12 protein-coding genes are annotated in these 13,571 nt (G+C 59.8%); 8 read left to right on the top strand and 4 right to left on the bottom strand.

The genetic code is table 11. The annotated features are described in order from the left end of the window. Position 1: 1 nt before the first annotated feature. The 4 genes from CAF63_RS21960 to map all read right to left on the bottom strand — a co-directional run bounded on the left by CAF63_RS21960 (position 2) and on the right by map (position 5,665). Positions 2–730, bottom strand: coding sequence for a M12 family metallopeptidase (locus tag CAF63_RS21960; protein WP_085688739.1), 729 nt, complete (start codon positions 728–730; stop codon positions 2–4). 166 nt (positions 731–896) lie between these two features. After that, the gene (dapC, locus tag CAF63_RS21955) at positions 897–2,096 is read right to left on the bottom strand and encodes a succinyldiaminopimelate transaminase (protein ID WP_085688736.1); all 1,200 of its coding nucleotides are present in this window, start codon (positions 2,094–2,096) and stop codon (positions 897–899) included. A gap of 43 nt (positions 2,097–2,139) precedes the next feature. Then, a complete protein-coding gene (locus CAF63_RS21950) occupies positions 2,140–4,842 on the bottom strand; it encodes a [protein-PII] uridylyltransferase (RefSeq protein WP_085688733.1) in 2,703 nt (900 codons plus the stop codon). A 40-nt stretch (positions 4,843–4,882) separates the two neighbouring features. Then, the gene (gene map, locus CAF63_RS21945) at positions 4,883–5,665 is read right to left on the bottom strand and encodes a type I methionyl aminopeptidase (RefSeq protein ID WP_039769663.1); all 783 of its coding nucleotides are present in this window, start codon (positions 5,663–5,665) and stop codon (positions 4,883–4,885) included. Positions 5,666–6,039: 374 nt separating this feature from the next. Here map and rpsB point away from each other — a divergent pair, with 374 nt between their 5' ends. The 8 genes from rpsB to rseP all read left to right on the top strand — a co-directional run bounded on the left by rpsB (position 6,040) and on the right by rseP (position 13,507). Continuing rightward, positions 6,040–6,777, top strand: coding sequence for a 30S ribosomal protein S2 (gene rpsB, locus CAF63_RS21940; RefSeq protein ID WP_003222119.1), 738 nt, complete (start codon positions 6,040–6,042; stop codon positions 6,775–6,777). Positions 6,778–6,967: 190 nt separating this feature from the next. After that, on the top strand, positions 6,968–7,831 hold the full coding sequence (gene tsf / locus CAF63_RS21935; RefSeq protein ID WP_085688730.1) for a translation elongation factor Ts: 864 nt from the start codon (positions 6,968–6,970) through the stop codon (positions 7,829–7,831). Positions 7,832–8,041: 210 nt separating this feature from the next. Then, positions 8,042–8,785 (top strand): UMP kinase, encoded by a 744-nt coding sequence (gene pyrH / locus CAF63_RS21930; RefSeq protein WP_011332683.1) that lies wholly within the window; start codon positions 8,042–8,044, stop codon positions 8,783–8,785. After that, positions 8,782–9,339, top strand: coding sequence for a ribosome recycling factor (frr, locus tag CAF63_RS21925; RefSeq protein ID WP_085688727.1), 558 nt, complete (start codon positions 8,782–8,784; stop codon positions 9,337–9,339). Before pyrH ends, frr begins: the two co-directional genes overlap by 4 nt. A gap of 13 nt (positions 9,340–9,352) precedes the next feature. Beyond that, positions 9,353–10,108: a polyprenyl diphosphate synthase gene (gene uppS / locus CAF63_RS21920; RefSeq protein WP_085688724.1), complete on the top strand. Its 756-nt coding sequence runs from the start codon at positions 9,353–9,355 to the stop codon at positions 10,106–10,108. Then, entirely contained in the window at positions 10,108–10,914 is an 807-nt protein-coding gene (locus CAF63_RS21915) for a phosphatidate cytidylyltransferase (RefSeq protein ID WP_007954781.1), read from the top strand. Before uppS ends, CAF63_RS21915 begins: the two co-directional genes overlap by 1 nt. Next, on the top strand, positions 10,911–12,101 hold the full coding sequence (ispC, locus tag CAF63_RS21910) for a 1-deoxy-D-xylulose-5-phosphate reductoisomerase (RefSeq protein ID WP_085688720.1): 1,191 nt from the start codon (positions 10,911–10,913) through the stop codon (positions 12,099–12,101). Before CAF63_RS21915 ends, ispC begins: the two co-directional genes overlap by 4 nt. Before the next feature lie 53 nt (positions 12,102–12,154). Next, positions 12,155–13,507, top strand: coding sequence for a sigma E protease regulator RseP (gene rseP, locus CAF63_RS21905; RefSeq protein WP_085688717.1), 1,353 nt, complete (start codon positions 12,155–12,157; stop codon positions 13,505–13,507). Positions 13,508–13,571 lie beyond the last annotated feature (64 nt).

Raw genomic sequence — 13,571 nt, 5'->3', positions numbered from 1 at the left:
GTTACTTGGGATAGAGCAATCTCATCAGGCGTTTGTCTTTCTTGCTGATCGTGCGGTTGATCGGCACTTCCCAGTTGCCCACCGTCAAGGTGTTGGCCACGGGGTGGTGCATGATCGACCTGCGATCGTAGGAGGTGTAGATCGCGTCCAGCGTGTCGAAGGAGGCGAACAGGTTTCTGTCGACCTGCTCCTCGGTCAGCGGGTTCATCTCGCGACTTTTGTAGAACTCATACACCTTCGGTTTATCCCACGGAATTTTTGCCTGTGGGTGCTGATGTTCATGCAGCGCGCCCAACGCATGCCCGAACTCGTGCATCACGATCACTTCGAAGTCCTGGTGATCCGGCTTTACGCCCAGGTTCATGGTCGGATAGTCCGGATGAATCAGCAGCGCATCGGTGCCGAGCATCGAACTGTTGTCGTTGTTTTTAGTGGCGATACGGATGTCGCCCAGCAGGTCATCGACGAATTCGAACGTGAGGTTGATGTATGGCAGCCACTGGCTGGCGGCTTCGATGATCTTCTTTTTGTGATCGGTATCGGGCGCATCCAGGAAGGCGATTTTCAGTGTGCGGCCGTTGGCCCACAGCTTTGAATAGTTGACGACGGAGCGCTTGCGGCGAGTGCCGGTCGCGGTGCCGGCATTGGCCGGATTTTCGTTGATGGCGGCTATATACGCCGCCTGATCGTCGGGCCATTGATTGAGTTGGCAATCGAGCAGTTCTGTCATTTTCACTTCTTCCATGAAGTCAAAGGTCGGTTTTTAGTGATGCGCAGCGAACGGCGCCGCTCAAGACTAACGTCTGGTGCGCAGGGGAGTGGGGTAGAAAAGGAGGGGAACTGTTACGTGATATTTGATCGCCCGTGCCGGATTGCCCGGCACGGGCGTTCAGGCATTACTTGTGGCGCAAAACGAAATCGCGGATGCGCTCGGCGGCCTCGACGCATTCCGCCAGCGGCGCAACCAGTGCCATGCGCACACGCCCGGCACCCGGATTGACGCCATCGACGTCACGGGACAGGTACGAGCCCGGCACCACGGTCACGTGCTCTTCGGCAAACAGATCCCGGCAGAACGCGGCATCGTCACCTTGCACATTTGGCCACAGGTAGAAGCTGCCATCCGGACGCTGCACGTCCATCACCGGGCTGAGGATCGCCAGCACGGCATCGAACTTCTCGCGATACAGCGCACGGTTGGCGCGCACGTGCACTTCGTCATTCCACGCGGCAACGCTGGCCAGTTGGGTCTGAACCGGCATCGCACAGCCGTGGTAGGTGCGGTACAGCAGGAAGCCCTTGAGGATATCGGCATCGCCGGCAACGAAACCGGAGCGCAGGCCCGGCAGGTTCGAGCGCTTGGACAGGCTGTGGAACACCACGCAACGCTTGAAGTCCTTGCGACCCAGTTCGGCGCAGGCGCTGAGCAGGCCCGGCGGCGGAGTCTGCTCGTCGAAGTACAGTTCGCTGTAGCACTCGTCGGCGGCGATCACGAAGTCGTATTCGTCGGCCAGGGCGATCAGTTTTTTCAGCACGTCGACCGGGATCAGCGCACCGGTCGGGTTGCCCGGCGAGCACAGGAACAGGATCTGGCAGCGCTTCCAGATGTCCGGCGAAACCGCGTCGAAGTCCGGGTTGAAGCCGTTCTCGTCCAGGCACGGCAGGTAGTGCGGCTTGGCGCCGGCGAGGAACGCTGCGCCTTCATAGATCTGATAGAACGGATTCGGGCTGACCACCAGCGCGTCGTCGCCACGGTTGACCACGGTCTGGGTAAAGGCGAACAGTGCTTCACGAGTGCCGTTGACCGGCAGCACGTTGCGCGCCGGGTCGATCCAGCCGCCCGGCACGTTGAAACGACGCTCGCACCAGGCGGCGATGGCTTCGCGCAGGGCCGGGATACCGAGAGTGGTCGGGTACACCGCCATCTGATCCAGATTGTTCGCCAGCGCCTCGGCGACAAAGCTTGGCGAGCGGTGCTTCGGTTCGCCGATGGACAGTGCGATCGGGCGCTTGTCCGGGTTTGGCGTGACGCTGCCGAGCAGGGCGCGGAGCTTTTCGAACGGGTAGGGCTGAAGCTGGGACAGAGCGTTGTTCATCGGTGCGGGATCTCGTGCAAAGCGATTGAAGCCGGGCGCGCAATCAAATGCTGATGCGCGACAGTTTGATATCGGGTTCCTGATTGACGCTCAGCTGTTCGACGATGGCATCCTGCAAACGGCTGCACAGCAGCGGGTCGGACAGCGGTTGATTGTGGGCGTCGGTGATGAAGAACACGTCTTCCACCCGCTCGCCCAGGGTGGCGATCTTGGCGTTCTGTAGCGACAGGTCGAACTCGAGGAAAATCCCGCCGACCCGTGCCAGCAGGCCCGGGCGATCCGGTGCAGTGAGTTCCAGTACCGTTACCGGGCGCTGGGCATCGTTGTGGATCGTCACCTGCGGGGCGAACGCGAAATGCTTGAGCTGGCGCGGCACCCGACGCTGGATGATCGTCGGGTAGTCGGCCGGGTTGCGCAGGGCTTCGGTCAGGCCTTCGCGAATCTGTTTGACCCGGACCGGATTGTCGCCGATCGAGTCGCCATCGGTATCGAGCACGATGTAGGTGTCGAGGGTGAACTGACTGCTGGACGTGATGACCCGGGCGTCGTGAATGTTCAGGTTGAGCTGGTCCATCGCGGCCACGGTCACGGCGAAGAAGTCGTGCTGGTCCGGCGCATAGATGAAGATCTGCGTGCCGCCCTCGAATTCGCGCTGGGTGGTTTCCTTGATCAGCACCAGCGGACCGCCGTCGGCCGGTTGCTGGAGAATGGCGTCGGTGTGCCAGGCCACATCGCCGGCGGTGTGACGCAGGAAGTAGTCGTCGCCCAGTTGCGCCCATAATTGCTCGACGTCGTCGGGATCGGTGCCGCCGCGTACCAGGATATCCAGCGCTGCGCTCTGGGTCTGGCGGATCTGCTCTTCGCGATCGACCGGATTCTCCAGGCCGCGGCGCAAGGCACGCTTGGTTTCGGTGTAGAGCTGGCGCAACAGACTGGCGCGCCACGAGTTCCACAGGGTCGGGTTGGTCGCGTTGATGTCGGCCACGGTCAGCACGTACAGGTAGTCGAGACGGGTTTCGTCACCGACCGCCAAGGCGAAGTCATGGATTACTTGCGGATCGGACAAGTCTTTGCGCTGGGCGGTGGTCGACATCACCAGGTGGTTCTGCACCAGCCAGACGATCAGGCGGCTGTCCCACACCGGCAGTTGGTGGCGCTGGCAGAACGCCTCGGCATCCACTGCGCCGATATCCGAGTGGTCGCCGTGCCGGCCCTTGCCGATGTCGTGATACAGACCCGCCATGTAGATCAGTTCGGGTTTCGGCAATTTGGCCATGAGCTTGGCGGCCAGCGGGAATTTTTCCGACACCTGTGAGTACTGCAATTTGCGCAGGTGTTTGATCAGGTTCAGCGTGTGCGCATCGACCGTATAGATGTGGAACAGGTCGTGCTGCATCTGCCCGACGATGAAGCCGAACTCCGGCAGGTAGCGCCCGAGGATGCCGTAACGGTTCATCCGCCGCAGGTTGCGGTGGATGCCGATCTTGCACTTGAACAGCTCGATGAACAGGCTGGTGTTGCGGATGTCGTTGCGGAAGTTGTCGTCGATCAGGTGACGGTTTTCCCGCAGCAGACGAATGGTGTCGGCGCGTACGCCTTTGATTTCCGGCTGCTGGGCCATCAGCACGAAGATCTCGAGCATGGCGAACGGCGTGCGGCGGAACACGTTGTCGTTGCGTGCTTCGATGTAGCCATCGTGCAACTGGAAGCGCGAGTTGATCGGCTGCGGCGGCGCTTCGTCTTCCGGGGCGAGGATGACTTCCTCGAAGTGCTGGATGATCAGGTCGCTGAGCTGGGCGATGCTCATCACGACGCGGAAGTACTGCTGCATGAAGTTTTCGACGGCCTGTTTGGCGTCGTCGCCTTCAAAACCCAGCAGCCCGGCAATGGTGCGCTGGTGATCGAACAGCAGGCGGTCTTCGGAGCGACCGGCGAGCATGTGCAGGGCGTAACGCACTTTCCACAGGAATTCCTGAGAGGACGCGAGCAGGGCGTTTTCGCTCTCGACCAGAAATCCTTCGCCGGCCAGGGCGCGCAGGTTCAGGGTGCCGTACTGACGACGGGCCACCCACAGAATCGTCTGGATATCCCGTAGTCCGCCGGGCGAGCCTTTGACGTTGGGTTCCAGGTTGTATTCGGTATCGTTGTACTTGTGGTGGCGAGCCTTCTGCTCGGCGCGCTTGGCCAGGAAGAAATCCTTGCTCGGCCACATGTGTGCCGTGCTGGTGACGTCGAGCATGCGCTGGCGCAGGCGCTCGGGGCCGCAGATGGTGCGGCTTTCCATCAGGTTGGTGACCACCGTCAGGTCGGCGCGGGCCTCTTCGGCGCACTCGTCGACCGAACGAACGCTCTGACCGACTTCCAGGCCGATGTCCCACAGCAGCGTCAGAAAACGTTCGATGGAGTCGCGGAAAATTTCGTGGTCGGCGCTGTCTAGCAGGATCAGCAGGTCGATGTCGGAGTAAGGGTGTAGCTCACCGCGACCGTAGCCGCCGACCGCGACCAGCGCGATGTCGGCGTCTTCGCTCCAGTCGAACTGGTCCCAGGCCTTTTGCAGAATGTTGTCGACGAACCAGGCCCGGTCTTCGATCAGTCGCCGGATGTCGCGACCGGCCCGAAAACGTGCATCGAGCACTTCGCGGGCCTGGCGGATCGCCTTCTTGAACGCCGCAATGGGACTCGCTTTCAGGGCCAGTTCAGCCTGGAACTGGCCGCGGTCGAAGAGTTCGGGATCCACCTGCGGCATCGATTGGCTTTCCTTCTATAGGCTGGGAGCGGTGTCTGGATCAGGCCGAGATGCGCGGGATGGTGTCGTCGCTGCGCAGGGTGAAGATCTCGTAGCCGGTGTCGGTGACAAGCAAAGTGTGTTCCCACTGTGCCGACAGCTTGCGATCCTTGGTGATCGCGGTCCAGCCGTCGCCCAGTACTTTGGTGTCGGCCTTGCCCTGGTTGATCATCGGCTCGATGGTGAAGGTCATGCCGGCCTTCAGTTCCATGCCGGTGCCGGCGCGGCCGTAGTGCAGGATCTGCGGCTCCTCGTGGAACACCTTGCCGATGCCGTGGCCGCAGAATTCGCGCACCACCGAGAAGCCGTTCTTTTCCGCGTGCTTCTGGATGATTTCGCCGATGTCGCCGAGTCGGCAGCCGGGTTTGACGATTTCGATCGCCTTGTACATGCATTCCTGGGTGACCTGCGACAGGCGCTCGGCCCAGACCGGCACGGTGCCGACGTGGAACATGCGGCTGGTGTCGCCGTGGTAGCCGTCCTTGATCACCGTGACGTCGATGTTCAGGGTGTCGCCGTTTTTCAGCGGCTTGTCGTTCGGGATGCCGTGGCAGACCACATGGTTGATCGAGGTGCAGATCGACTTCGGGTAGCCCTTGTAGTTGAGCGGGGCAGGGATGGCCTGCTGGACGTTGACGATATAGTCGTGGCAGATCTGGTTCAGCTCATCGGTGGTCACGCCCGGTTTGACGTGCTCGGCAATCATTTCCAGCACATCGGCGGCCAGTTTGCCGGCGACGCGCATGCCAGCGATGTCCTCGGGGGTTTTGAGGGTGACGGTCATACAGGCTCTCTCTGCGCTCGGCGGCGCTTGCTGATACGAATAGGGGCGCGGCGGTTGATTTTGCGGCCCTGAAAAACGCGATTCTAACAGACCAAAGGCGCAAATCCGCGCCTGCGTGCATCGCTTCTCTCTATACAATGCGGTGCATTGTCCCGATTCCAAGGGGCTGGCGCGCATGTCCCTGACGCGATTGCAGATTCCGGGTTCCGTTTGCGTCGTCCCTGTGGTATAAAATGCGCCGCTTTCCGGGGATAGCCCCGAGAGCATTAACCCACACACGTGTCGACACGATGGCCTGGGTGCCTTTGATCCTCGGATCAATGGTTGGTCATTGGGATACGTGGAGGCCCAACCCGACTTATCAAGGAACTATCATGTCCCAAGTCAACATGCGCGATATGCTGAAGGCCGGTGTGCACTTCGGTCACCAAACCCGTTACTGGAATCCGAAAATGGGTAAATACATTTTCGGCGCGCGTAACAAGATTCACATCATCAACCTTGAAAAAACCCTGCCAATGTTCAACGAAGCTCTGACTTTCGTAGAGCGTCTGGCCCAGGGTAAAAACAAGATTCTGTTCGTCGGCACCAAGCGTTCCGCTGGCAAGATCGTTGCTGAAGAAGCAGCACGTTGCGGTTCGCCGTACGTCGATCACCGCTGGTTGGGCGGCATGCTGACCAACTTCAAGACCATCCGTGCTTCCATCAAGCGTCTGCGTGACCTTGAAGTACAAGCCGAAGACGGTACTTTCGCCAAGCTGACCAAGAAAGAAGCGCTGATGCGCTCCCGTGACCTGGAAAAGCTGGATCGTTCGCTGGGCGGCATCAAGGATATGGGCGGTCTGCCAGACGCACTGTTCGTGATCGACGTTGATCACGAGCGCATCGCGATCACCGAAGCCAACAAGCTGGGCATCCCGGTCATCGGCGTTGTCGATACCAACAGCAGCCCGGAAGGCGTTGACTACATCATCCCAGGCAACGATGACGCAATCCGCGCTATCCAGCTGTACATGGGTTCGATGGCTGACGCAGTAATCCGCGGTCGCAACAACGTTGCTGGCGGCACTGTAGAATTCGCAGCTGAAGAAACTCAGGCTGCAGCTGAGTAATTGACGCCCTGGCGTTGACTCAGTAAGCAAAAAGGGGGCTTGGCCCCCTTTTTGCCACCTCGAAAACCATTTGTCGGCAGCGCAGCTACAGCATCTGTAACGTGCAGCGGCTACAAGGTGGTTCGGGAAGAATTGAACGCCCGTTCGATCGGGTGGAATGGTTGAAAACCTATCCAAGAGGAATTTGAAAATGGCAGCAATTACTGCAGCGTTGGTCAAAGAACTGCGCGAGCGTACCGGCGAAGGCATGATGGATTGCAAGAAAGCCCTGGAAAAGGCTGGCGGCGACATCGAAAAAGCCATTGATGACATGCGTGCTTCGGGCGCGATCAAGGCTGCCAAGAAAGCCGGCAACGTTGCCGCTGAGGGCGCTATCGCCGTCAAGGCTGACGGCAAGTCCGCCGTTCTGCTGGAAGTGAACTCGCAGACCGACTTCCTGGCCCTGCAGGACGACTTCAAGAACTTCGTCAGCGAAAGCCTTGAAGAAGCGTTCGCTCAGAAGCTGACTGACGCGGCTCCGTTGATCGCTTCGCGTGAAGCTGCTCGTGAAGCCCTGGTTGCCAAGTGTGGCGAAAACGTCAACATCCGTCGTCTGGCGCGTGTTGAGGGTGACGTTGTAGGTGCTTACCTGCACGGCAACAAGATTGGTGCAGTGGTTGTTCTGAACGGCGGCGACGTCGACCTGGCCAAGAATATCGCGATGCACGTTGCAGCTTCGAACCCAGAGTTCCTGGACGCGTCGGAAATCTCCGCCGAGGCCATCGAGCGCGAGAAGAACGTATTCCTGCAACTGAATGCCGACAAGATCGCTGGCAAGCCGGAAAACATCGTTGAGAACATGATCAACGGTCGTATTACCAAGTTCAAGGCCGAAGCCTCGCTGAAAGAGCAAGCTTTCGTCATGAACCCGGAAGTCAAGGTTGGTGAGCTGGCCAAGAAAGCCGGTGCTGAAATCGTTTCCTTCACTTACTTCAAAGTAGGCGAAGGCATCGAGAAGCCGGTTGATGACTTCGCTGCCGAAGTTGCCGCTCAAGTGGCTGCCGCCAAGCAGTAAGACGGTTTTTCAACTGTCGCCCGAAAGAGGCTGCCCGCTCACGCGCGCAGCCTCTTTTCAGATAGGGTTACCAATTTTTATTGGTTTCCCCTTGGAACTGACTTACAAAGCCATGTTCCGATGGCGCTGAAGCAGCGCCAAGCTAGAGTGAACGCCAGCTGTAAACAGCTCGCAAAGAATTTTTAAAATACGCCGCAGGAGAGATTCGCAATGGCTCAGCAGGGCAGTGGTTATCAGGCTCGCTATAAACGCATTCTACTCAAGCTTAGCGGCGAGGCCCTGATGGGCTCGGAAGAGTTCGGGATCGATCCGAAAGTGCTGGATCGCATGGCACTGGAGGTCGGCCAGTTGGTCGGCATCGGCGTACAGGTCGGTCTGGTGATCGGCGGTGGCAACCTGTTCCGCGGTGAGGCGCTGAGCAAGGCCGGCATGGACCGGGTCACGGGCGACCACATGGGCATGCTGGCCACTGTGATGAACGCTCTGGCCATGCGCGATGCTTTGGAACGTGCCAATATCTCGGCCATCGTGATGTCGGCCATTTCCATGGTCGGTGTGACCGATCACTATGACCGTCGCAAGGCCATGCGCCACTTGAACTCAAAAGACGTGGTGATTTTCGCGGCCGGTACCGGCAATCCGTTCTTTACCACGGATTCGGCAGCCTGCCTGCGCGCCATTGAAATCGACGCTGATGTCGTGCTCAAGGCGACCAAGGTCGATGGCGTCTACACCGCTGACCCGTTCAAAGACCCGCATGCCGAGAAGTTCGATCATCTGACATACGATGAAGTACTGGATCGCAAGCTGGGTGTAATGGATCTGACGGCTATCTGCCTGTGCCGCGATCACAAGATGCCGCTGCGCGTATTCAACATGAACAAGCCGGGCGCCCTGCTGAACATCGTGCATGGTGGCGCTGAAGGCACTCTGATCGAGGAAGTCCAACAATGATCAACGAAATCAAGAAAGACGCTCAAGAGCGCATGAAGAAGTCGATCGAGTCGCTGAGTCATGCATTCGGCCAGATTCGTACCGGCAAGGCTCACCCGAGCATCCTGGGTAGCGTGATGGTGCCGTACTACGGCGCAGACACACCGTTGAGCGGTGTTGCCAACGTCACGGTGAAAGACTCCCGGACCCTGCAGGTCGTGCCATTCGAGCGCAACATGCTGACCGCGGTTGACAAGGCGATCATGAATGCCGGCCTGAACCTGAACCCGACCAACCTGGGTGAGTTGCTGCTGGTTTCCATGCCGGCTCTGACTGAAGAAACCCGCAAGGGCTTCACCAAGCAGGCCCGTGCTGCCGCCGAAGATGCTCGTGTCGCGGTACGCAACATTCGTCGCGATGCGCTGGGCGATCTGAAGAAACTGGTCAAGGACAAGGAAATCAGCGAAGACGAAGAGCGCCGTGCAGCGGCTGATATCCAGAAACTGACCGACAAGGCTGAAGCGGATATCGACGCGGCTACCAAGGAAAAAGAAGCGGATCTGATGGCCGTTTAAGGGTCGAGTTTTAATGGACAAGACCAAGCAGACTGCGCCGTCCGCGGTGCCGCGCCATGTCGCGATCATCATGGATGGTAACAATCGCTGGGCGAAAAAACGCTTTATGCCGGGTGTCGCCGGGCATAAAGCGGGCGTGGACGCTGTTCGGGCGGTGATCGAGGTGTGTGCCGAGGCCGGGGTCGAGGTGCTGACCCTGTTCGCCTTCTCCAGTGAAAACTGGCAGCGTCCGGCTGATGAGGTCAGTGCCTTGATGGATCTGTTCTTCAAGGCGCTGCGTCGCGAGGCCAAGCGCCTGAACGACAACAACATCAGTCTGCGCATCATTGGTGATCGTACGCGGTTTCATCCGGAGCTTCAGGCAGCCATGCGTGAAGCCGAAGCGATGACCGCCGGTGCCAACCGTTTTATCCTGCAGATCGCCGCCAATTACGGCGGTCAGTGGGATATCGCGCAAGCGGCGCAGCGTCTGGCACGCGAGGTCCAGGCCGGTCATCTGCGGCCGGAAGACATCACGCCGGATCTGCTGCAGACCTGTCTGGTCACCGGTGATCTGCCGTTGCCCGACTTGTGTATCCGCACCGGTGGCGAGCACCGCATCAGCAACTTCCTCTTGTGGCAGCTGGCTTACGCCGAGTTGTACTTCTCCGACCTGTTCTGGCCGGACTTCAAACACGAAGCCATGCGCAATGCACTGGCCGATTTCGCTTTGCGCCAGCGCCGCTTCGGTAAAACGAGCGAGCAGGTCGAAGCTGGAGCCCGGGTTTAATGCTTAAACAACGCATCATCACTGCACTGATTCTGCTGCCGATCGCTCTGGGCGGTTTTTTCCTGCTCGAGGGTTCCGGTTTTGCCCTGTTCATCGGTCTGGTCGTGAGCCTGGGCGCCTGGGAATGGGCGCGTCTGGCCGGCTTCACTGCGCAGGCATTTCGTGTCGGCTACGCCGCGGTGGTCGCGCTGATGCTGTTCGTCATGTACATCCTGCCGGGGCTGGCGCCATGGGTGCTGGGCGCTTCGGTGATCTGGTGGGCACTGGCAACATGGCTGGTGCTGACGTACCCGCGTTCCAGCGAGCGCTGGTCCAGTGCCGCCAGCAAACTGGTGATCGGATTGCTGATTCTGTTGCCCGCCTGGCAAGGGCTGGTGCAGATCAAGCAATACCCGCTCGGCAACTGGTTGATCATGGCGGTGATGGTGCTGGTCTGGGGCGCTGACATCGGGGCGTATTTCTCCGGTCGTGCGTTCGGCAAGCGCAAGCTGGCGCCGCAAGTCAGTCCCGGCAAGAGCTGGGAAGGCGTGTATGGCGGTCTGGCGCTGAGCCTGGTTATCACCACGCTGGTCGCTCTGTTCCGTGACTGGACGGTAGCGCAACTGTTCAAGGGCTTGATCGGTGCTGCGGTGATCGTCTTCATCTCGGTGGTGGGCGATCTGACCGAAAGCATGTTCAAGCGTCAGTCTGGCATCAAGGACAGTAGTAATCTGCTGCCCGGCCACGGTGGCGTGCTGGACCGCATCGACAGCCTGACGGCGGCGATCCCGGTCTTTGCGGTGCTGTTGTGGATGGCGGCGTCGTGAGTCGCCCGCAGCAGGTTACAGTTCTGGGTGCGACCGGTTCGATCGGTCTGAGCACCCTGGATGTCATCGCCCGGCATCCGGAGCGTTATCAGGCTTTCGCCTTGAGCGGCTTTACCCGTTTGAGCGAACTGTTTGCCCTGTGTATTCGCCATCTCCCGAAATATGCAGTAGTGCCGGAAGCCGGCGCTGCTCGCAACCTGCAGGACGATTTGCGTGCGGCAGGCCTGTCGACGCAGGTGCTGGTCGGTGAGGAAGGCTTGTGTCAGGTCGCTGCTGCGCCCGAGGTGGATGCTGTCATGGCCGCCATTGTCGGCGCCGCTGGTCTGCGCCCGACTCTCGCGGCTGTCGAGGCGGGCAAGAAGATTCTCCTGGCCAACAAGGAAGCGCTGGTTATGTCCGGCGCCTTGTTCATGCAGGCCGTGCGCAAGAGTGGTTCGGTGCTGTTGCCGATCGACAGCGAGCACAACGCGATTTTCCAGTGCATGCCGCAGGACTTTGCTCGCGGGTTGAGTAACGTTGGAGTCCGTCGGATTTTGCTGACAGCCTCTGGCGGCCCTTTCCGGCAGACGCCGATGGCTGAGTTGGCGCATGTTTCACCTGATCAGGCCTGCGCACACCCGAACTGGTCGATGGGGCGCAAGATCTCCGTGGATTCGGCCAGCATGATGAACAAAGGGCTCGAGTTGATCGAGGCCTGCTGGTTGTTCGATGCCAAGCCTTCGCAAGTCGAGGTGGTGATTCATCCGCAGAGCGTGATTCATTCGCTGGTCGATTATGTGGACGGTTCGGTGCTGGCGCAGTTGGGTAATCCCGACATGCGCACGCCGATTGCCAACGCCCTGGCTTGGCCTGAGCGCATTGACTCGGGTGTGGCGCCGCTGGATCTGTTCGCTGTTGCGCGCCTGGATTTCGAAGCCCCCGACGAAGAGCGCTTTCCGTGCCTGCGTCTGGCGCGCCAGGCTGCCGAGGCTGGAAACAGCGCCCCGGCCATGCTCAATGCGGCGAATGAAGTGGCGGTTGCCGCGTTTCTCGACGGACGGGTTCGCTATCTGGAAATCGCGAGTATCATCGAGGAAGTCTTGAATCTCGAGCCGGTAGTGGCGTTGAACGATCTCGATGCGGTGTTTACCGCGGACGCGACTGCCAGGGCATTGGCCGGGCAGTGGTTGAAGCGTCACGACCGATAGGTCTTGCAACACATGGCTTCACGCGGCACTGGACAGGATTGCGGAGAAAGTAGATGAGCGCGCTCTATATGATTGCCGGCACCCTGATCGCTCTGGGTGTGCTGGTCACCTTTCACGAATTCGGCCATTTCTGGGTCGCGCGTCGCTGTGGGGTCAAGGTTCTGCGTTTCTCCGTGGGCTTCGGCATGCCGCTGCTGCGCTGGCATGACAAACAGGGCACCGAGTTCGTGGTCGCGGCCATTCCGCTGGGTGGCTACGTCAAGATGCTCGATGAGCGCGAAGGCGAAGTACCGGCCGATCAGCTTCATCAGTCATTCAATCGCAAGTCTGTTCGTCAGCGCATTGCCATCGTCGCGGCCGGCCCTGTGGCCAACTTTCTGCTCGCGCTGGCGTTCTTCTGGGTGCTGGCCATGCTCGGTAGCGAGCAGATTCGCCCGGTCATCGGTTCGGTGGAGCCGGGCAGCATCGCCGCAACGGCCGGACTGAGCGCCGGTCAGGAAATTGTCGCGATCGACGGCGAGCCGACCTCGGGCTGGGCGGCGGTCAACCTGCAACTGGTGCGACGTCTCGGAGAAAGCGGTTCCTTGCAGGTACTGGTGCGCGAGCAGGGCTCTACGGCTGATACGCCTCGTGAACTGGCACTCGATAAATGGCTCAAGGGGGCTGACGAGCCGGATCCGATTCGTTCTCTCGGCATTCGCCCTTGGCGCCCCGCACTGCCGCCGGTGCTGGCCGAACTCGACCCGAAAGGTCCGGCCCAGGCTGCCGGACTGAAAACCGGCGATCGTCTGCTGGCGCTGGATGGTAAGGCGCTGGATGACTGGCAGCAGGTGGTCGACACCGTTCGTACGCGTCCTGATACCAAAATCGTGCTGCGCGTCGAGCGCGACGGTGTTCAAATCGACGTCCCTGTCACGCTGGCTGCACGTGGCGATAAAAAGTCGCCAAGCGGTTACCTGGGGGCAGGTGTGAAGGCTGTCGACTGGCCGCCGGAGATGATTCGCGAGGTCAGCTACGGGCCTTTGGCAGCGATTGGCGAGGGTGCCCGACGTACCTGGACCATGAGCGTCCTGACGCTGGATTCACTGAAGAAAATGCTCTTCGGCGAGCTCTCGGTAAAAAACTTGAGTGGACCGATAACCATTGCTAAAGTGGCGGGCGCTTCTGCCCAGTCGGGCGTCGCTGATTTCCTGAATTTCCTTGCTTATCTGAGTATTAGCCTGGGGGTTCTGAATTTGCTGCCCATTCCTGTACTGGATGGGGGGCATTTGCTGTTTTATCTGATCGAGTGGGCGCGTGGTCGTCCCTTGTCGGATCGGGTGCAAGGTTGGGGGATACAGATCGGCATCAGTTTGGTGGTCGGGGTGATGTTGCTTGCTCTGGTCAACGATCTGGGTCGTCTGTAACGCTTCGCTGAATTGCGAATCTGCCGCATTTTGCGGCAGTTTGTTTATTGCCAGTTGGAATAAG

The organism is Pseudomonas sp. B20(2017), from assembly GCF_002113125.1.
Taxonomy (GTDB): domain Bacteria; phylum Pseudomonadota; class Gammaproteobacteria; order Pseudomonadales; family Pseudomonadaceae; genus Aquipseudomonas.
The sequence above is the reverse complement of the archived record's forward strand: the minus strand, read 5'-3'. Positions and strand labels throughout refer to the sequence as shown.